The sequence below is a fragment of the Pseudomonas sp. AG1028 genome (assembly GCF_007993955.1).
Lineage (GTDB): Bacteria > Pseudomonadota > Gammaproteobacteria > Pseudomonadales > Pseudomonadaceae > Aquipseudomonas > Aquipseudomonas straminea.
In genome coordinates this window covers 373,642-392,223 of sequence record NZ_VIVP01000001.1, presented here as the reverse complement: position 1 = coordinate 392,223, position 18,582 = coordinate 373,642, and the positions used below count along the sequence as shown (strand labels likewise).

At 64.4% G+C, this 18,582-nt stretch carries 16 protein-coding genes; 7 read left to right on the top strand and 9 right to left on the bottom strand.

Annotated features, from left to right (window positions below):
• Window positions 1-31 precede the first annotated feature (31 nt).
• Window positions 32-985, top strand: a complete 954-nt coding sequence (locus tag FB481_RS01770; protein WP_093504002.1) for a hypothetical protein — start codon at window positions 32-34, stop codon at window positions 983-985.
• A 46-nt stretch (window positions 986-1,031) separates the two neighbouring features.
• Here FB481_RS01770 and FB481_RS01765 read toward each other — a convergent pair whose 3' ends face one another.
• The 9 genes from FB481_RS01765 to FB481_RS01725 all read right to left on the bottom strand — a co-directional run bounded on the left by FB481_RS01765 (window position 1,032) and on the right by FB481_RS01725 (window position 10,251).
• Window positions 1,032-1,991: an amidohydrolase gene (locus FB481_RS01765; RefSeq protein WP_093504004.1), complete on the bottom strand. Its 960-nt coding sequence runs from the start codon at window positions 1,989-1,991 to the stop codon at window positions 1,032-1,034.
• Between the two features lie 2 nt (window positions 1,992-1,993).
• A complete protein-coding gene (locus FB481_RS01760; RefSeq protein WP_147174894.1) occupies window positions 1,994-3,004 on the bottom strand; it encodes a TRAP transporter substrate-binding protein in 1,011 nt (336 codons plus the stop codon).
• A 27-nt stretch (window positions 3,005-3,031) separates the two neighbouring features.
• The gene (locus tag FB481_RS01755; protein ID WP_147174893.1) at window positions 3,032-3,958 is read right to left on the bottom strand and encodes a YncE family protein; all 927 of its coding nucleotides are present in this window, start codon (window positions 3,956-3,958) and stop codon (window positions 3,032-3,034) included.
• 49 nt (window positions 3,959-4,007) lie between these two features.
• Entirely contained in the window at window positions 4,008-4,994 is a 987-nt protein-coding gene (locus tag FB481_RS01750) for a TRAP transporter substrate-binding protein (protein ID WP_093504009.1), read from the bottom strand.
• A gap of 31 nt (window positions 4,995-5,025) precedes the next feature.
• A complete protein-coding gene (locus FB481_RS01745) occupies window positions 5,026-6,306 on the bottom strand; it encodes a TRAP transporter large permease subunit (RefSeq protein WP_093504011.1) in 1,281 nt (426 codons plus the stop codon).
• Window positions 6,303-6,830: a TRAP transporter small permease gene (locus tag FB481_RS01740; RefSeq protein WP_147174892.1), complete on the bottom strand. Its 528-nt coding sequence runs from the start codon at window positions 6,828-6,830 to the stop codon at window positions 6,303-6,305. The genes FB481_RS01745 and FB481_RS01740 overlap by 4 nt, the downstream gene beginning before the upstream one ends.
• 130 nt (window positions 6,831-6,960) lie before the next feature.
• Window positions 6,961-7,977, bottom strand: a complete 1,017-nt coding sequence (locus FB481_RS01735; protein WP_147174891.1) for a 4-hydroxythreonine-4-phosphate dehydrogenase PdxA — start codon at window positions 7,975-7,977, stop codon at window positions 6,961-6,963.
• Window positions 7,974-8,933 carry an amidohydrolase gene (locus FB481_RS01730; RefSeq protein WP_093504016.1) on the bottom strand — a complete coding sequence of 320 codons (960 nt, stop codon included), beginning with the start codon at window positions 8,931-8,933 and terminating at the stop codon, window positions 7,974-7,976. The genes FB481_RS01735 and FB481_RS01730 overlap by 4 nt, the downstream gene beginning before the upstream one ends.
• On the bottom strand, window positions 8,926-10,251 hold the full coding sequence (locus FB481_RS01725; RefSeq protein WP_147174890.1) for an MFS transporter: 1,326 nt from the start codon (window positions 10,249-10,251) through the stop codon (window positions 8,926-8,928). The genes FB481_RS01730 and FB481_RS01725 overlap by 8 nt, the downstream gene beginning before the upstream one ends.
• A gap of 256 nt (window positions 10,252-10,507) precedes the next feature.
• Here FB481_RS01725 and FB481_RS01720 point away from each other — a divergent pair, with 256 nt between their 5' ends.
• The 6 genes from FB481_RS01720 (at window position 10,508) to FB481_RS01695 (ending at window position 18,466) form a co-directional block, all read left to right on the top strand.
• Window positions 10,508-11,512, top strand: coding sequence for a tripartite tricarboxylate transporter substrate binding protein (locus tag FB481_RS01720; RefSeq protein WP_093504020.1), 1,005 nt, complete (start codon window positions 10,508-10,510; stop codon window positions 11,510-11,512).
• A gap of 65 nt (window positions 11,513-11,577) precedes the next feature.
• Entirely contained in the window at window positions 11,578-12,108 is a 531-nt protein-coding gene (locus FB481_RS01715) for a tripartite tricarboxylate transporter TctB family protein (RefSeq protein WP_093504022.1), read from the top strand.
• Window positions 12,105-13,625 (top strand): tripartite tricarboxylate transporter permease, encoded by a 1,521-nt coding sequence (locus FB481_RS01710; protein ID WP_075931395.1) that lies wholly within the window; start codon window positions 12,105-12,107, stop codon window positions 13,623-13,625. Before FB481_RS01715 ends, FB481_RS01710 begins: the two co-directional genes overlap by 4 nt.
• Before the next feature lie 112 nt (window positions 13,626-13,737).
• Window positions 13,738-14,676: a LysR family transcriptional regulator gene (locus FB481_RS01705; RefSeq protein WP_147174889.1), complete on the top strand. Its 939-nt coding sequence runs from the start codon at window positions 13,738-13,740 to the stop codon at window positions 14,674-14,676.
• 121 nt (window positions 14,677-14,797) lie between these two features.
• Window positions 14,798-17,281: a glycerol-3-phosphate 1-O-acyltransferase PlsB gene (gene plsB / locus FB481_RS01700; RefSeq protein ID WP_147174888.1), complete on the top strand. Its 2,484-nt coding sequence runs from the start codon at window positions 14,798-14,800 to the stop codon at window positions 17,279-17,281.
• Between the two features lie 159 nt (window positions 17,282-17,440).
• Window positions 17,441-18,466: a peptidoglycan-binding protein gene (locus FB481_RS01695; protein ID WP_147174887.1), complete on the top strand. Its 1,026-nt coding sequence runs from the start codon at window positions 17,441-17,443 to the stop codon at window positions 18,464-18,466.
• Window positions 18,467-18,582: the final 116 nt, after the last annotated feature.

The following is an 18,582-nucleotide window of genomic DNA, read 5'->3' as shown; positions in this document are numbered from 1 at the left end:
CCCGGGCCAGCAAAATCCAAAGGACATGGATATGACCAACTTCAGCGTGGACAGCCTGCTGGCAAGCCGCTCGGTCACGGCGGGCGCTTCGATCAAGGTCGTTCAGAACGATGTCGGAAAAAGCACGTCAGCGCCCAGTAGACAGCCTGTCTACAGCTCCTCAGGCGTCACGGTAACCCTCTCGCCCACTGCCACGAAGATATCGCTTTTACTCAAGAGCGAGTCCACGGGAAGTACCAGCGCTGCCGCCGATTTCGATGCGTTTCTGGACGGTAACCATCAGCAGATCAGGGAACAGGGCAAGAACGCCGATTTTGTCCAGGCGTTGCCAGACGACCTCAGCCATGAGCGGCAGGCGCTGGCCAAGCAGGCAGCCAACTACCTCCTCGACCACCATTACCAGGAGGAGAAACTCTATGACTCCCAAACGGCAGAAAATCCCTTCGCGTCACTAGATCGCGTGACACTTTCAAAAATTTCCTTCAACGACTCAGGACTTTTTACCCCAGCAGAGCGCCAGGTAGCCTTTCTGGAAATGACCAATCGCGACATGCTGTATCGCAATGAAACCTATGATTTGAGTGAAAGATTAAGAAGATCCGAAGACTTGGCGGGATCTTATGTAATCAGTTTTCTGCGCGATGCAAAGCTGGAAGGCACCATGAGCGAGGCAGAGAAGGCATGGAAAAAATGGCCCACAGCCGTGCAACTCGAGGCTATTGCAGTCGCGGCAGTGCGCAATGATCCGGCGAAGCTGCCAACACTACCCGAATATCAGAATCTGGATAGCCAGGGCAAACCCTTACTGGCCTTTATGGTTGGCAAAGATGGTTCGGGTACCTGGAAAAACGTTTCCGTTGAGGAACTGGCCTCTGAAACGATGCCCCTCAGGCTTATCCATTCGCTGATCGAAAAGACCAAAGCCACTCAAAGTGAACACCCTTGGCTGTCGCTCTACCTAAGCATCGATAGCATGGGACGGTGACGAAGCCGGATGCCTTCGACCGTCCCCGCTGCATACGCCTGGCAGACTACTCGTCCAGCTCGATCCGATAGAAATCCCGCGAATTGCGCCAGAAGAAGCCATCGCGCTGCGCCTCGTCGTAGCCGGCAAGAATGGTCTGCAGCGCCGTGACCAGCTCGTCGTAGCCAATACGCAAACCCGCCACCGGGTAGTTGCTGGCAAACAGGCAGCGCTCAATGCCGAACAACGCCAGGGTTTCTTCGATCACCCCGCGGTTGCCTTCCAGCGTCCAGGGTTGATCCCGCAGGCCCAGTTCGGAGACCTTCACGCTGACGTTCGGCTGCCCCGCCAGCGCGGCCATGCCGGCGCGCCAGCCGTCGAGCCCGGCGGGGCTGCGATCCCAGGGAAAGCCCATGTGGTTGAGCACGATGGGCACCTCGGGAAAGGCGGCCGCCACCTCGGCGGCTTCCTGCAGATGCCAGTACGGTACGCGCAAATCCCAGGAAAGCCCGTGCCTGGCCAGCAGTTCGAAGCCGCGTAGCCAGGCCTCGTCCTGCATGCTGCCGCTCTGGCCGCGTACGCTGGCAGCCAGCTCGGGGCGCGGCGCCGTCACCGGTTTGCTGCGAATGCCGCGCAGCAGCGGATATTCCAGATGCCGGCCAAGCACCTCCTCGCATTCCGGGCGGTGGAACCAGACGTGGGCGACCACCGCATTGGGAAAACCGTAGCGAGCATGTTGCTCGTGTATCCAGCGGGTTTCCGCCACCTGATCGGCGCGGTCGTGCTCGGCCTCGCAGTGCACCGTGGCCAGCACCCGCTGGCCAGCGCTGTCGGCCAGGTAGTCCTCGGGCAGGTAGTTACGCCGCAGCGGCGCGTAGTCGCCGAGAAAGAAGCCCGGGTCGACCTCGTCCTGCAACCAGGGGTAGCGGTGGCTGTCGAGATTCCACAGGTGATGATGGGCATCGATCAGCCGCTGCCCGCCTGCCGCATACGGCAGACCGAGGCGCTGGTGCAGGCACTCGGTCATTTTCAGTTGGCTCCACGCAGGCGCTGCAGTTCGGTCTGCCAGGCGCTGACGAACTCGGCGTCGATGCTGCCGCTGACCTGTTCGGTGACCACCTTGGCCTGGTCGACGAAGCGCTGGCGCTGCTCGTCGCTGAGCGCATTGACCTGCATGCCGCTATCCTTGAGTTCGGCGAGCTTCTCGCTGTTGGCCTTGCGCGCCAGCTCACGCTGCTCGCCACGTGCCTGCTCGGCGGCCTTGCGCACCTGGGCGCGCTGGGCGTCGTCGAGCGAGTCCCAGGTCTTCTTGCTCATCAACAGCACGTAGGCGGTGTAGATGTGTTCGCTAAGGGTCAGGTACTTCTGCACTTCGTTGTAGCGCTGGGTGGCAATCAGCGAAATGGGGTTCTCCTGGCCGTCGATGGCGTGCATCTCAAGGGCGCTGAACACTTCGTTGATCGGCATCGGCTGGGCATTGGCGCCCAGGTGATCGAAGAAGGTACGGAACACCGGGCTTTGCACGGTACGGATCTTCAGGCCCTTGAGGTCTTCCCACTTGTCGATGGGCCGTTTGCTGTTGGTCAGGTTGCGAAAACCGATCTCCCAGAAACCCAGGCCGACCAGCCCCTTGGCTTCCAGCTTGGCCAACAGTTGCTGGCCCATCGGCCCGTCGAGCATGGCGTCCACCTCGGCGGTGGAATTGAACTGGTACGGCAGGTCCAGCACGCCGAACTCCTTGACCAGCCCGACCAGCGTCGGCGCGCCCACCAGGGCGAACTCGATGGTGCCGGCCGGCAGCGCGCCGAGCATCTGCACATCGTTGCCGAGCATCGCCGACGGGAACACCTTGACGTTCAGCGCGCCGCCGCTGCCCTCCTTCAGGTGTTCGGCGAACAGCTTGGCGCCTTGCGGCCCCGGGGCGTCGATGGGGTCACCGGCGCTGAGCTTGAAGCTGCGTTCGTCGGCATGGGCGGCCAGCCCTGGCAGCAACAGGGCCAGGCCGAGGGCGGCCAGGGTACGAGTGAATGCGTTGTTCATCTTGTTGTTCTCCGAAAGCACGGGACTTCAGCGCACGATGACCTGGCAAACATCAGGCTCGAGCAGGGTGTGGAAGTAACGCTGGAAGGTGAAGGTGTCGAGATCGAGCATGCCGACGCGCTGATCCTTGAGGGTGACGAAGGCCAGGTCGCGGGTCGGGTGCAGGCTCATGGCGATGGCGTGGGTGTCGAGTTCGATGCGGTGGATTTCCTCGAGATCGGCGTTGAATACCGAGATCGAGTGTTCGGCATAGTTGGTCACGAACAGGCGACCCTGACGGTCGCGGTAGATACGCGTCGGGTCGGCACCGGTGCGGCCACGGCGGGTCACTTGCAGGGTCTCGACATCCACGGCGACGATGCTGTCGTCGCCGCGGGTGGCGACGTACAGGGTGCGTTCGTCGGCGCTGAAGCAGTTGCCCTCGGGCATGCTGCCCGGCTGCACCGGCAGCGGCGCGATGGTCGGATCCTGCGGCTTGAGGCGGGTGATGGTGTTGCTCAGCAGGTTGAGGGCGAAGGCGGTTTCGCCGCTGCGAGTCAGTGCCACCAGGTGGCTCTTGTAGCCGCCGGACGGAATGGCCCGGTCCGGGGTGTCCTTGAGGTGCGGCTGATCGAAGATCAGCAGGGTCGAATTGCCTTCGCTGAGCACGTAGAGGCGATCCTGGTCGTCCATCGCCAGGCCATGGGGACGGCGGAACGGCCAGATGCTCAGGGTGCGCACGTGCTCGGCCTTTTCCAGGTCGATGACGAATACCGAGCAGCCGCCCTCGCCTTCATGGCTGGAGGTTTCGATACCGTAGTGGCCGACGTAGGCGAAGCGGTTCTGCGAATCCACCACGAACTCGTGGGGGAACTCCGGCAGGCGGATATGCTTGATGGCGTCGCCGCTCTGCACGTCGTAGAAGCTGAAGGTATGGGCACATTTCTGCACCAGCAGCAGAACTTCCTGACTCATGATCTCGATTCCTTGAAGCGGCGCTCGGCGCGCCGCCGGGTTGATGGGCTCAGCGCAGGGCGTCGATGGCGTCGAGCAGTTCGCTGCCGTGCTGTTTCACGAAGGCCTCGCGCACCGGCGCGGACACCGCCTTGCGGAAAGCCTCGCGATCGACGTTCGGCTCGATCTGCATGCCCTTCTCGGCCAGCTCGACGAGGAACTTGCTGTCGTTCTCGGCGTTCATCTTGCGCTGCGACTGGCCGGCAGCGCGGGCTGCGTCAACCAGCAGTTTTTGTTGCTCGGCTGGCAAGGCATCGAACTTCTCCTTGTTCATCACCAACACCAGGGCGGTATAGGCGTGATGGGTCTGCGACAGGTACTTCTGCACTTCATAGAAGCCCGACGACCAGGTGATGCTCAGCGGGTGCTCCTGGGCATCCACCGCCTTCATTTCCAGGGCGTTGTACAGCTCGGCCAGCGGCAGCGGCTGCGGGTTGGCGCCGAGCAGGCGGAAGGCCTCGATCTGCGCCGGGTTGCTGGAGGTACGGATCTTCAGGCCCTTGACGTCATCGGGCACGCGCACCGGTTTGCGCGAGTTGGTGATGTCGCGAAATCCCACTTCCCAGTAGGCCAGGCCTTTGAGGTTGTAGGCCGACAGATCGTCGAGCAGCTGCTGGCCGATCTCGCCGTCCAGCACGCGGTAGGCATGGGCGCTGTCGGCGAACACGAACGGCAGGTCGAGCACCGACATGCGCGGTGTCAGGCCGCTGAAGTTGGGCGTGCCGGACATTTCCATCTCGATGGTGCCGCCGCGCACGCCGGCGATCATCGCCTGGTCGTTGCCCAGCATGCTGTTGCCATAGGGACGCACCAGCAGCTCGCCCTTGGAGCCATCCTTGACCCGCTGTGCGAACTCCTTGGCCGCCAGGCTCTGGGTGTCGCTGTCCGAGCCAGCGAAACCGAAGCGCAGGGTGGTGGCCGCCTCGGCCTGCAGCAGCGAACAGCTCAGCAGCAACAGGCAGCCCAGGGTACGCAATGTGTTCTTGTTGTTTTTCATCGTTACATCCTTGCAGTGAGGGAAAACGGATTCAGGGCAGGAACCAGCGCATGGGCGTCATCACCAGTTCCGGGAAAATGATCAGCAGCGCCAGCACGCCCAGGTGCGCGAACAGGAAGGGCGTCACGCCGCGCATCACGCCATCGAGCGGCACCTTGCCGACCCCGCTCATGACGCTGAGCACGTTGCCGATTGGCGGAGTGATCAGGCCGATGGAGGTGTTGAGGATGAACAGGATCCCGAAGTACACCGGGTCGATACCGGCCATCTTGATCACCGGCATGAACACCGGGGTGAGGATCAGCACGATGGGCATCAGATCCATGGTGGTGCCGACCAGCAGCACGATGACCATGATCACCACCAGCAGCAGTTGCGGGCGGTCGATCAACGGCTCGAGCAACCCGCTGACCAGCATCGGCAGCTCGGCGATGGTCATCAGCCACGACGAAACCAACGCCGCGGCCACCAGGAACATCACCACCGCACTGGTGCGCCCGGCGTCGAGGAACACCTTGAACAGGTCGCGCACCTTCAGCTCGCGGTACACGAACAGCGAGATGAACAGTGCATACACCGCCGCCACGGCCGCCGCTTCGGTGGGCGTGAAGATGCCCATCTTCAGGCCGCCGATGATCAGCACCGGCAACAGCAATGCCCAGATGCCATCGAGGAAGGCTTTCCAGACTTCGCTGAACGGCGCCTTTTCGCCACAGGGCAGGTCACTGTTGCGCGCCAGCCACCACCAGGTTGCCCACAGCGCCAGGCCCATCATCAGTCCCGGCACGATGCCGGCCATGAACAGCTTGGTGATCGACACGCCACCGGCGACGCCGAACACCACCAGTGGAATGGACGGTGGGATCACCGGCGCGATGATGCCGCCAGCGGCGATCAACCCGGCCGAACGATTGGGGTCGTAACCGGCCTTGCGCATCATCGGCATCAGCATCGCCGCGACCGCTGCAGTATCCGCCACGGCAGAACCGGACAGCGACGCCATCACCATGGCTGCGATGATCGCCACGAAGCCCAGGCCGCCGCGCTTGTGGCCGACCAACGCCATGGGCAGAGCGACGATGCGCCGCGACAGGCCGCCGGCGTTCATCAGCTCGCCCGCCAGCATGAAGAATGGGATGGCCAGCAGCGGGAAGCTGTCGGCGCCGCTGATCAGGTTCTGGGCGAGAATCTGCGCGTCGAAGGTATCGAGCTGGATCATCAGCGCAACACCGGCCACCAGCAGCGCGAAGGCCACCGGAATGCGCATCGCCATGGCGCCCAGAAGGGAGCCGAGGAATACCACGATGGTCATTTCGACACCTCGGAAATCAGTGCGTCTTCAGGGCTCAGCGGCATGACCTGGTCCGGATCCACGTGACGGAACAGCAGCAGGTACAGGCGCTTGATGATGATCGCCGCCATGCCCAGGCTGCACACCACACCGGCGGCGTACATCAGCCCCAGAGGCAGTTCGGCCACCGGAGACAGGTTGTCCATGTTGATGACGGTCTGCTTGTAGCTGCCGACCAGGAACAGGCCGCAGCAGAACAGCATCATCACCTCGGCGAGCACTGCGCAGACTCGCTGGCCGAGGGCCGGCAGGCGGCGGTACAGCAGGTCGATGCCCAGGTGGGCGTTGTCACGCAGGGCCACCACGGCGCCGATGAAGGTCAGCCATACGAACAGGTAGCGCGCGCCTTCATCCGACAGGGCGATGCCGGAATTGAAGCCGTAGCGCAGCACCACGTTGAAGAACACCAGGATCACCATGGTGCACATGCAGAACACTACGATGCTTTCGAACAGCCGCGACAGCAGCAGACTCAGCAGGCGCATGGCAGTGCCCTCCCCTGTAATCCCTTGACGCCGCCCACGCGGCAGCCCATCGACGGCCGCGAGGGCCGCCAATCGTTGAACGTGTCCATGACTGACTCCTTGTTATTGTTGTTCTCGGAAAAGCGCCGGATCAGCCCCGCTGCCGACTCCCCATCCGACAGGCGATCTCGAAGGCCTGGCGGGTCGCGCCGACGTTGGCCTTGCCCTGCCCGGCGATGTCGAAGGCGGTGCCGTGGGCCGGCGTGGTGATGGGGATCGGCAGGCCGCCCTGCACCGTCACGCCGCGGGAGAAACCCATCAGCTTGATCGCGATCTGGCCTTGGTCGTGGTACATGGTCACCACCGCATCGAAGGCCTGGCTGTCGCCCTGCACCTTGAGGAAGATGGTGTCGCCCGGGTACGGGCCGATGGCCTCGATGCCCTGCTCACGGGCGCGCTCCACCGCAGGGCCGATGATGTCCAGTTCCTCACGGCCGAAACTGCCGTTGTCGCCGTTGTGCGGGTTGAGGCCACAGACGCCGATGCGCGGTTTCTCCAGGCCATTGCGCTTGAGTGCGGTGTCGATCAGGCGGATCGCCTCGATCACCCGATCCTGGCTGAGCATGCCCGGCACGTCGGCCAAGGCGACGTGGGAGGTCACCCGCGAGGTCCACAGGTTGTCGAGCACGTTGAATTCGCAGAACGGGCCATCGAAACCCAGGTACTCGGCGAACCAGTGCAGCTCGTCGCTATGGCCCATGCCGGCCATGTGCAGCGAGGTCTTGTTGAGCGGGCCGAACAGAATGGCATCGGTCGTGCCGTCAGCGGTCAGGCGCAGGGCCTGCTCGAGGGTGTCGAGGCTGTAATGGCCGCCGATCACGCTGGCTTCGCTGCGCGGGAAATCGCCCTTGGCGCGGCCCCGAAACGGCAGCAGCAGCGGCGTGTCGTCAGAGAAGTTCAGGTTGTCGGTCGAGTCGATGAGGCGATACGGGAACGACTGGCCGGCGATGTCCATGCCACGGCGCACTTCGGCTTCATCGGCGATCAGCAGCACCTGAGCCTTGCGACGCACTTCTGGCTCGGCGAGCAGACGGGCGATCAGCTCGGGGCCGATGCCGGCGGGGTCACCCAGCACCATGGCCAGGCGGGGAAGAGTCGAGTTGCTCATGCGGTTGTCCTCAGGTCAGAAGATGCGTCCGGGATGCGAATGACATCGGGCACGGTGCGATACAGGCGCCGCGCGTTGTCGTGGAAAAGCAGTTGCTGCTGATGGCGCGGCAGATCGGCGACGATGCGCTTGAAGCCGCCATAGATGTCGTCGAACGAGCCGCACAGGCTGTCGACCGGGAAGTTGCTGGCGAACATCACCCGCTCGGGGCCGAACAGGGCGATGGTTTCGCCCACGATCCAGGCGTTGTCTTCGACGCACCAGCGCCGGCCCGGCAGGCCGATGCCGGACACCTTTACCGCCACGTTCGCGCAGTCGGCCAACTTCGCCATCGCCGCATGCCAGGCCGCCAGGCCCTGCTCGCTGCGATCCGACGGCAGGCCGGCGTGGTTGAGAATCAGCTGGGTGCCAGGAAAGTCGCGGGCCAGCGCGATGGCTTCGGGAAGGTTCCACCAGGGCGTCTGCAGGTCGAAGTGCAGGCCGTGGCGCGCCAGTTCGGCGTAACCGCAGCGCCATGCGTCATCGCTCATCAGGGTGCGCAGCTTACCAACGTCAGCTGGCGAAGCAGGGCCGCCGGGCTTGTGGCGTACGCTACGTACACGTTGAAACGCCGCCTGTGCGGCCAGTACCTGGGCGGCATCCGGCGCATCCAGCCAGGCCTGGGCGACCACGGCGTTGGGTGCGCCATAGCGCAGGGCGACGTCGTGGATGAAAGCGGTTTCGCCAATCGGGTCACGCGGGTCCCACTCGGTTTCCACGTACACGGTGGCCACCACCTGGTGCTCACCGGCATCGGCCATGTAGTCGTCCGGGTAGTAGGGCCGCTTGATGGCCCTGTAGTCGCCATAACGAAACGGGATGTTCTCCTCGTCCGACAGCCAGGGGTGATGGTTGCGCTGCGGGTCCCAGAAATGGTGATGGGCATCGATGATCGGCCCGTCGTACAGATCAGCCATGGGCCACCTCGGCCTTGTCGAGGGAGATCAGCAGGGTGCCGACGATGAACAGCCCCGAGCACAGCGCAAAGAAACCCAGCACCGCAGCGTAGCCACCAGCGTGTTGCAGCAGCAGGCCGACCAGAATCGGCACGGCGATGCCGCCCAGGCTGCCGGCCATGTTCATCACCCCGCCGATCAGCCCGACCCGCGCCGGCGAAGCCAACAGCGCCGGGAAGCTCCAGTACAGGCTGCCCCACATCAGGAAGAACGCGGTCAGCGACAACAGGCCGACGGCCAGGTACGGATCGTTCAGGCTCGGCAGCAGCAGGAAGGCGACCAGCGCCACCAGCCCGGAGAGGCTCAGTAAGCTCTTGGCCGCCAGGCCACGGCGCACACCCTTGGCGATCAGCCGGTCGCACAGGAAGCCGCCGGTCAGCGAGCCGGCGGCGCCGCAGATGAAGATCACGAAGGTAGCAGCGCCGATGCCCTTGATATCGAAGCCGCGGGCCTGGGCCAGGTAGCTCGGCCCCCAGGTCAGTAGGCCGAAGAACACCATGGCCCAGCTGGCGCGGCCGAGCAGGATGCCGGTCAGCGAGCGGCGGGCGATGCCCAGGCCGCGCACGGTCTGTTTGGCTGCTTCGGCCATGGTGACCGCGCGGCCTTCGTTGATGGCTGCCAGCTCGGCGTCGTTGACGTCCGGGTGATCGGCGGGGTTATCGCGCAGGTAGTGCCAGGCCAACCAGGCCATGGCGAGCGTGGCGATACCGGCGATAAAGAACGCGGTACGCCAGGAGCCCAGCACGGCGATCAGGTAGGCGATGATCAGCCCGCCGAGGGCCACGCCCAGCGGCCCGCCACAATCCATCAACACCGCGCCACGGCTGCGCTCGCCGCTGCCCAGCCACAACGAATTGAGCTTGCCGCCGGCGGGAAACAACGGCGCTTCGGCAGCGCCCAGGGCCACCCGGGCGAACATCAGCGACAAGCCACCGGTGGCGAACGCGGCAAGGGTCTGGAAAGCGCCCCACAGACCGGTCGACCAGCCGATCACGCGGCGCGGGCCGTAGCGGTCGATCAGCCAGCCGCCGGGGATCTGCAACAGGGCGTAGGCCCAGAAGAAGCTGCTGAGGATCAGCCCCTGCATGCTCGGGCTCAGGCTGAACTCGCCGGCGATCACCGGCATGGCGATGGACAGGGAAACCCGGTCGACCAGGTTGATCACCGTGAGCGCGAAGATGATGGCGAAGATGCGCCAGCGCACCCGGGAAGATTTGCCAGCCTGAACACCGGCCGAGGGGGTGCGCACCTGCAGGGCGACAGGTTGAGCCTGAGCCATGGGGAGTACCTCTGTGTTGTTGTTTTTGTAGTAGCGGGCGACGAGTGGTCAGCCCGGTCAAGCGAACTATCTGCCCGGCCAACGATAACCGTCTAATCAAAGCTTCTCATACGGACATAGCCTGGAGTTATCGCTGAGCAGGGATACCAGGCATAACCTGAGGCTATCGGAGTATCAGTTCTTTTGAGTAGACGCTTATCGACACCCTTCGCACACTCCAGGCAACCCACAAGAACGACAACAATGAGGTAGCCCCATGTACAGCCCCCGTACGCGTCATGTTCCGGCCCTGCTCGCCGCCCTGCTCTGCACCGCGCCATTGGCCGCCGTGGCGGACTGGACACCCGAAAAGAACGTGGAGATCGTGGTGGCCGGCGGCCCGGGTGGCGGAACCGATCAGCTCGGCCGGGTGATCCAGTCGGCGATCACTCAGCACAAGCTGCTCGACGTCAACACCGTGGTGCTCAACAAGGGTGGCGGCAACGGCGCTGAAGCCTTTCTGGAGATGAAGTTGGCCAAGGGTGATGCCAACAAGCTGGTGATCGGCACCAACAACGTCTACCTGCTGCCGCTGGTGGCCAAGCTAGGCTATCAGTGGACGGACCTGACGCCGGTCGCCGCCGTGGCCGAGGATGACTTCATTCTCTGGACCTACCAGGGTTCGCCCTGGAAGGATGCCGCCGCGTTCAAGGCCGACCTGGCCAAGAATGCCGCAAACATGCGCGTCGGCGGCAGCCAGTCCAAGGACGTCGACCAGACCCTGTCGCTGCTGCTCGGCCAGCAGGCGGGCGCCAAGATCACCTACATCCCCTTCAAAAGCGGCAGCGAGGCGTCCACGCAACTGGCCGGCAAGCACATCGCTGCCAACTTCAACAACCCGGCCGAAAGCGTCAGCCAGTGGCGCGGTGGCCAGGTGGTGCCGCTGTGCGTATTCAGCCAGGCGCGCATGGGCTACACCCAAAAAGTCACCGAGACCCAGTCCTGGGCCGATGTGCCGACCTGCAAGGAGCTGGGCCTGGGCATCGACCAGTACCGTTTCCCGCGCACCGTGTTCCTGCCCGGCGGTGTCACCGACGAGCAGCGCGCCTTCTACGTCGAGCTGTTGCGCAAGGTCAGCCAGACGCCGGAGTTCAAGACCTACGTGGAGCGCTCCGCCCTGGCACCGACCTTCCTTTCCGGTGATGAGCTGGTGAGCTACATCGAGAAGGATCGCGAGCGGGTTATCCCTGTGTTCAAGCAGGCCGGATGGCTGCGCGAGTAAATCGCGCGCTCTCCCCGACCGGCGCTCAGGCGTCGGATTGCCATGCACAACACGAGGAAACCCTCATGTCCAACACCACGGATACGCCCCTGGTTGCCACCCGCTGGGTGGAGATCGGCCTGGCGCTGTTCACCGCTGCCTTGGGCGGCATCGTCATGTTCGGCGCCATCGAGATCGGCATCGGCTGGGGCGACGCCGGCCCCGAGGCCGGTTACTTTCCCTTCTACATCGGTCTGCTGATGAGCGCTGCCAGCGTGGGCAACCTGATCCTGGCACTGTTGCGCACGCCGGCGATGAGCGCCGCATTCGTCGGGCGCCAGGCATTCGGCCAGGTGCTGGCGGTGTTCCTGCCGATCGTGCTGTACGTAGCCACCATGCCCTTTGCGGGCATCTACCTGGCATCCGCAGTATTCATCGCCTGGTTCATGTGGCGTGATCGTCAGCGCAGCAAGCCCTATGGCATTGCGCTGATCGCGACCATCTCCTGCGGCGCGGCACTGGCCAGTTACCTGATCTTCTCACTGTGGTTCAAGGTGCCGCTGGACAGCGGCGTGCTGGGTGACCTGGTGGCCGTTGTCGGAGGGGCATTGCGATGAGCGAAATCGACTCCCTGATGCAGGGCATGGCGCTGATTCTGACCCCGCACCACATCGGCCTGATGGTCATCGGCGTGCTGCTCGGTATTCTCGTCGGTGTGCTGCCCGGCCTTGGCGCCCCCAACGGCGTAGCACTGTTGCTGCCGCTGACCTTCACCATGGAACCGGTGTCGGCGATCATCCTGCTCTCGTGCATGTACTGGGGCGCACTGTTCGGCGGCTCGATCACCTCGATCCTGTTCAACATTCCCGGCGAACCCTCGTCGGTGGCGACCACCTTCGACGGCTACCCCATGGCCCGCAACGGCCAGGCCGGCGAAGCGCTGACGGCGGCCTTCACCTCGGCGCTGCTCGGAGCGCTGGTCGGCGTGCTGCTGCTGACCTTCCTATCGACGCGCATCGCCGAGTTCGCCATGGAATTCAGCTCGCCAGAGTTCTTCGCCGTCTACCTGCTGGCGTTCTGTACCTTCATCGGCATGAGCAAGAACCCGCCGCTGAAGACCGTGGTAGCAATGATGATCGGCTTCGCCATGGCCGCCGTCGGCATGGACACCGTGTCCGGCGAACTGCGCCTGACCTACGACCAGCCCTGGCTGCTCTCGGGCCTGAGCTTCGAGGTGGCGGTGATCGGGTTGTTCGGTATCGGCGAGATTCTCTGCACCGTAGAGGAAGGCCTGGTGTTCCGTGGCGAACGTGCACGCATCACACCGATGACCATCCTGCGCACCTGGGCCAAGCTGCCGCGCTACTGGCTGACCTGGCTGCGCAGCGCCCTGGTCGGCTGCTGGATGGGTGTGACGCCCGGCGGGCCGACTGCCGCCTCGTTCATGAGCTACAGCCTGGCGCGGCGCTTCTCGAAGAACCGCGACAACTTCGGCAAGGGCGAAGTGGAAGGCGTGATCGCTCCGGAAACCGCCGACCACAGCGCCGGCACCAGCGCCCTGCTGCCGATGTTGACCCTCGGCATTCCCGGCTCGGCGACCGCCGCGGTGATGCTCGGCGGCCTGATGATCTGGGGCCTGCACCCGGGGCCGACGCTGTTCGTCGAGCAGCACGACTTCGTCTGGGGCCTGATCGCCAGCATGTACCTGGGCAACGTGGTGAGCCTGATCGTGGTGCTGGCCACCGTGCCGCTGTTCGCCTCGATCCTGCGCATTCCGTTCTCGATCATCGCGCCGATCATCATCATGGTCTGCTCGATCGGCGCCTACTCGGTGCACAACTCGATGTTCGACGTTGGCCTGATGCTGATCTTCGGTGCCCTGGGTTACCTGTTCAAGAAGCTCGGCTACCCCATCGCCCCGCTGATCCTCGCTGCGGTGCTGGGCGACAAGGCCGAGGACGCGTTCCGCCAGTCGATGCTGTTCTCCGACGGGCAACTGTCGATCTTCTGGTCCAACCCGCTGGTCGGCAGCCTGACTACCGCCGCGCTGCTGATGCTGTTCTGGCCGCTGCTGGCCCGCGGCCTCAAGGCGCTGTTCGGCGCACGCCAGGGGCAGGCCCGTCATGTCTCGTAATCGCCAGCAGGCCGGGCTGTTCCTGGCCACGGCCACGGGGCGCTCGCTGATGACTGGCGAGCGTCGCGATTTCTTGTCACCCTTGGCTGATTCCCCTGCCACGAGCCGCGCCATGTCCCGCATTCCTGACGCCAGCATCATCCACAGTCGCCTGCGTTTGCGGCAGTTGCGCCTGATGCTGGCCCTGCAGGAGTTCGGTTCGCTGCGCCGGGCCGCCGAGGAGATCGGCATGACCCAGCCGGCGGCGACCAAGATGCTCCACGAGGCGGAAAGCCTGCTTGGCGTCGAGCTGTTCGAGCGCCTGCCGCGCGGCATGCGCGCCACGGCGTTCGGTGAAACGGCGATCTACTACGCCAAGATGATCTTCGCCGAGCTGTCGGGCATGCGTGAGGAGTTCGCCGCGCTGGAATCGGGCAACCTCGGCCGTGTCACCATCGGCGCCATTCCGGCGCTGGCCTCGGGGCTGCTGACGCGCACCATCGCCACCCTGAAGAAGAGCCACCCGCGGCTGTCGATGAGCATCCAGGTCGACACCAGCGACGTGCTGGTGCAGGCCCTGCAACAGGACCAACTGGACGTGGTGCTGGGGCGGATTCCCGACGGCGCGCGCACCGACGACCTGCTGTTCGACAGCCTTGGCGAGGAAACCCTGTGCGTGGTGGCCGGCGCCCAGCACCCCATGGCCGGCGCCAGCAAGCTGACCTGGCAGGAGTTGCAGGACCTCACCTGGGTGCTGCAGCAACACCCCAGCCCGATGCGCACCATCATCAACCAGGCGTTTCACAACGCGCGGGTCGACATTCCCAGCAGCATCGTCGAAACCACCTCGATCATGACCCTGCTGTCGTTGTTGCAGCAGACCGACATGATCGGTGTGACCCCGGTATCGGTGATCAACGACTACCCGGCCCGGCACCTTCTCAAGATCCTGCCGATCACCTTCGAGCCACGCCTGCCGCCCTATGGCCTGATCACCCGTAGGCACCGCATTCAGTCGTCGGCCATGCAGGCCTTCATCAACGCAGTGAAGGACGAGCACGCCAACGAGTGACCGCCCCGCAACCGCCCTTTTCGCAACGAAACGGTAACTTTTACAAGATTTTGCCGACAGGGCGGCGATCCGGCACACTAGCGGCCCCGAGCTCCGGCTCGTCGCCGCAGCCAGATTTCGTATGACCCGCTCCCCGCTTCGCCGCCTTGCCTTCGGCACCCTGCGCCGCCTGCTGTACCTGTGGGTGCGCTCGGAAACCATCAACCAGTCGGCCTTCACCCTCAAGCTCGACCGCAGCAAGCCGGTGTTCTACGTGCTGCAGCAGCCTTCGGTGAGCGACCTGGCAGTGCTCGATCACGAGTGCACCAAGGCCAACCTGCCGCGCCCGGTGCTGCCCGTGGCGGTGGGCAAGCTGATCGAGCCGGCGGCGTTCTTCTACCTGACGCCGGAGCCCGACTGGCTTGGCCGCCAGGACAAGCGCGGTATCTCGCCAACCCTGCAGCGCATGGTCGAAGCCCTCGGTGAAGATGCTGCCGAGCAGGCGCAGATCATTCCGGTCAGCGTGTTCTGGGGACAGTCGCCGAACCGCGAAACCAGTGCCTGGAAGCTGTTGTTCGCCGACAGCTGGGCAGTCACCGGTCGCCTGCGCCGGCTGGTGAGCATCCTGATTCTGGGCCGCACCACCCGCGTGCAGTTTTCCACGCCCATCCAGCTACGCGACCTGGTCGAGCAGAACAAGGGCCAGGAACGAACCCTGCGTATGGTGCACCGCATCCTGCGGGTACATTTTCGCAACCAGAAGGCCGCGGTCATCGGCCCGGACGTGTCGCACCGGCGCAACCTGGTCAAAGGCCTGGTGCACGGCCCGCAGGTACGCCAGGCGATTGCCGACGAAGCCAGCCGCGAGAACATTTCCGTCGACAAGGCCGAGGCCCTGGCGCTGCGCTACGGCAACGAGATCGCCTCGGATTACACCTACACGGCGATCCGCTTTCTCGAACTGATCCTGTCGTGGTTCTGGAACAAGATCTACGACGGTATCAAGGTCAACCACATCGAAGGCGTGCAGGACATTGCCCAGGGTCACGAAGTGATCTACGTACCCTGCCACCGCAGCCACATCGACTACCTGCTGCTCTCCTACCTGCTGTTTCGCAACGGTCTGACGCCGCCGCACATCGCCGCCGGCATCAACCTCAACATGCCGGTCATCGGCGGTCTGCTGCGCCGGGGCGGCGCCTTCTTCATGCGCCGCACCTTCAAGGGCAACCCGCTGTACACCGCCGTGTTCAACGAATACCTGCACACCCTGATCCGCAAGGGCCATCCGGTGGAGTACTTCGTCGAGGGTGGCCGTTCGCGCACCGGGCGTATGCTGCGGCCCAAGACGGGCATGCTCGCCATCACGCTGCGCAGCTACCTGCAGAGCCACCGTCTGCCAGTGGTATTCGTACCGGTGTACATCGGCTACGAGCGCGTGCTGGAAGGCCGTACCTACCTGGGCGAACTGCGCGGAGCAAGCAAGAAGAAAGAGTCGATCTTCGACATCTTCAAGGTCATCGGCGCGCTCAAGCAGCGCTTTGGCCACGTGTGGGTCAACTTTGGCGAGCCGATCAAGCTGGACGCCTTTCTCGATGCGCAACAGGCCGACTGGCGCGAGCAGAACCTGGGGCCGGATTACCGCCCGGCCTGGCTCAACGAAACCACCAACCGCCTCGGCGAGCGGGTCGCGCAGCGCCTCAACGAGGCGGCAGCGATCAACCCGGTCAACCTGGTGGCCCTGGCGCTGCTGTCCACCAGCAAGCTGGCGTTGGACGAGCGCGGCCTGGTGCGCATCCTCGACCTGTACCAGAGCCTGCTGCGCCGCGTGCCCTACTCGCCGCACACCACGGTGCCGGAAGGCGACGGCCTGGCGCTGATCGAGCACGTGCGCGGCATGCAATTGCTCTCCGAACAGAAGGACGCGCTGGGCCGCATCCTCTATCTGGACGAGCAGAACGCGGTACTGATGACCTACTACCGCAACAACGTGCTGCACATCTTCGCCCTGCCCGGGCTGATCGCCAGTTTCTTCCAGAGCAGCGGGCGGATGAGCCGCGAGCAGATCCTGCGTTTCGTCCACGCGCTGTACCCGTACCTGCAGTCCGAGCTGTACCTGCGCTGGACCGACGAGGAGCTGGACGAAGTGGTCGACCAGTGGCTCGAAGCTTTCGTCGAGCAGGGCCTGCTCAAGCAAGAGAGCGACCTCTACGTACGCCCGGCGCCCAGCTCGCGCAACTTCGTGCTGCTGACCCTGCTGTCGCGGGCCATCGCCCAGACGCTGCAGCGTTTCTACATGGCCAGCGCCCTGCTGCTCAATGCCGGGCAGAACGCGATCAGCGCCGAGGAGCTGGAGGAGCTGTGCACGGTCATGGCCCAGCGCCTGTCAATCCTGCATGGGCTCAATGCGCCGGAGTTCTTCGACAAGAGCCTGTTCCGTCACTTCATCCAGACGCTGCTCGACAAGGGCGTGCTGCGCCAGGACGAGGCCGGCAAGCTCAGCCACCCGCCGGCCTTCGCCGAGCTGGCCGAAGGCGCCGCCAAGCGCGTGCTGTCAGCGGAGATTCGCCTGTCGATCCGGCAGGTGACCATGGATCGTAGTGAGGAGCTGCTCGACGGGCTCTGACAGCCCGGTTATCCAGCGGATGCATCGAGTGCGGCGGGCATTGTTGAGCTTTGCCTCCGCAGCACCTAAGATGCGTCGTTGGGGCCACTTAGGGCAGGGATTTTCGTGCGTTATCACACCATTCTAGGATCACTGGCGATCGTGGTTTCCGGTTGCGCCATGCAACCGTCCGCATCGACCTCTCAAGAAGAAAAGCCGGCACAACCGGCTCCCGTCGCAGAACAAACCGCCGCCGCACCCGCCAGCGCGCAACCCGCGCCGCAGCCGGTTGCCGCCGCCACGCCGAGCGAGGCGCCAGCCGCTGCGCCGGTGGCCCGCGAGCCGCAGGAATACGAGATCCAGCCTGGCCAGTGCTGGGTGCACGCCCAGGTGCGTCCGCGCCCGGTGCAGAGCACCCAGGAAGTGGTGGTCAAGGATTCGGTCAACAAGATCACCGTCACCCCCGCAGAGCTCGAGAAGGGCTTCAAGCAGGTGGTCACCCGTGAAGGCACCAAGACCTACCGCATCGAGCCGCCGACCTACCGCGTGGTCTCTGAGCAGGTGAAGGTGCGCCCGGAAGTGAAGCGCTACATCGTGGTGCCGGCCGTCTACGAGGACGTCAAGGAAACCGTGACCCTCGAAGAAGCCAAGACCGTGCTCGACCAGTGCCGCGCTGCCGGCACCCGTTATTCGAGCGGCACCGGCGCCATGTCCTTCTGCGCCCGCCAGGTGCCGGCCAAGCAGGAAGTAGTCAAGGTCAAGAAGCTGGTTTCGCCGGAGACCGTGCGAGTGGAAACCGACCCTGCGCAGTACAAGAGCGTGACCCGCTGGATCGTCGACAAGCCGGCCCAGGCCATCGAAGTCACCCTGGACCCGCAATACACCAAGGTCGCCTCCACCGAAGTGGTACGCCCGGTGGAAGCCAACCAGATCATCCTGCCGGAAGAGAAGCGCCAGCTTAAGGTCACGCGCTTCGAAGGCAACGCGCGCATCGTTTCCCGGCAGACCGTGTGTGACCCGGACATCAACGACGACCTGGTCACCCGCCTGCAGCAGAGCCTGGTCAAGCGCGGCTTCAACCCAGGCAGTGTCGACGGCAAGCTCGGCAAGCGCACCCTCGACGCGCTGACCGAATTCCAGACCGCCAACGGCCTGGCCGTCGGCGCCCTGACCCTGGAAAGCCTGACCGCCCTGGACGTCCGCTAACGCCGAACCGGCACGCCCGCAACGGGCGTGCCGCGCTTTCCCCGCCCATGCTTTTCCTCAACCTTCGCCGCGCCCCTCGCCAGCCTGCTAAGCTCGCTGCTTATCTCCACCGCTCG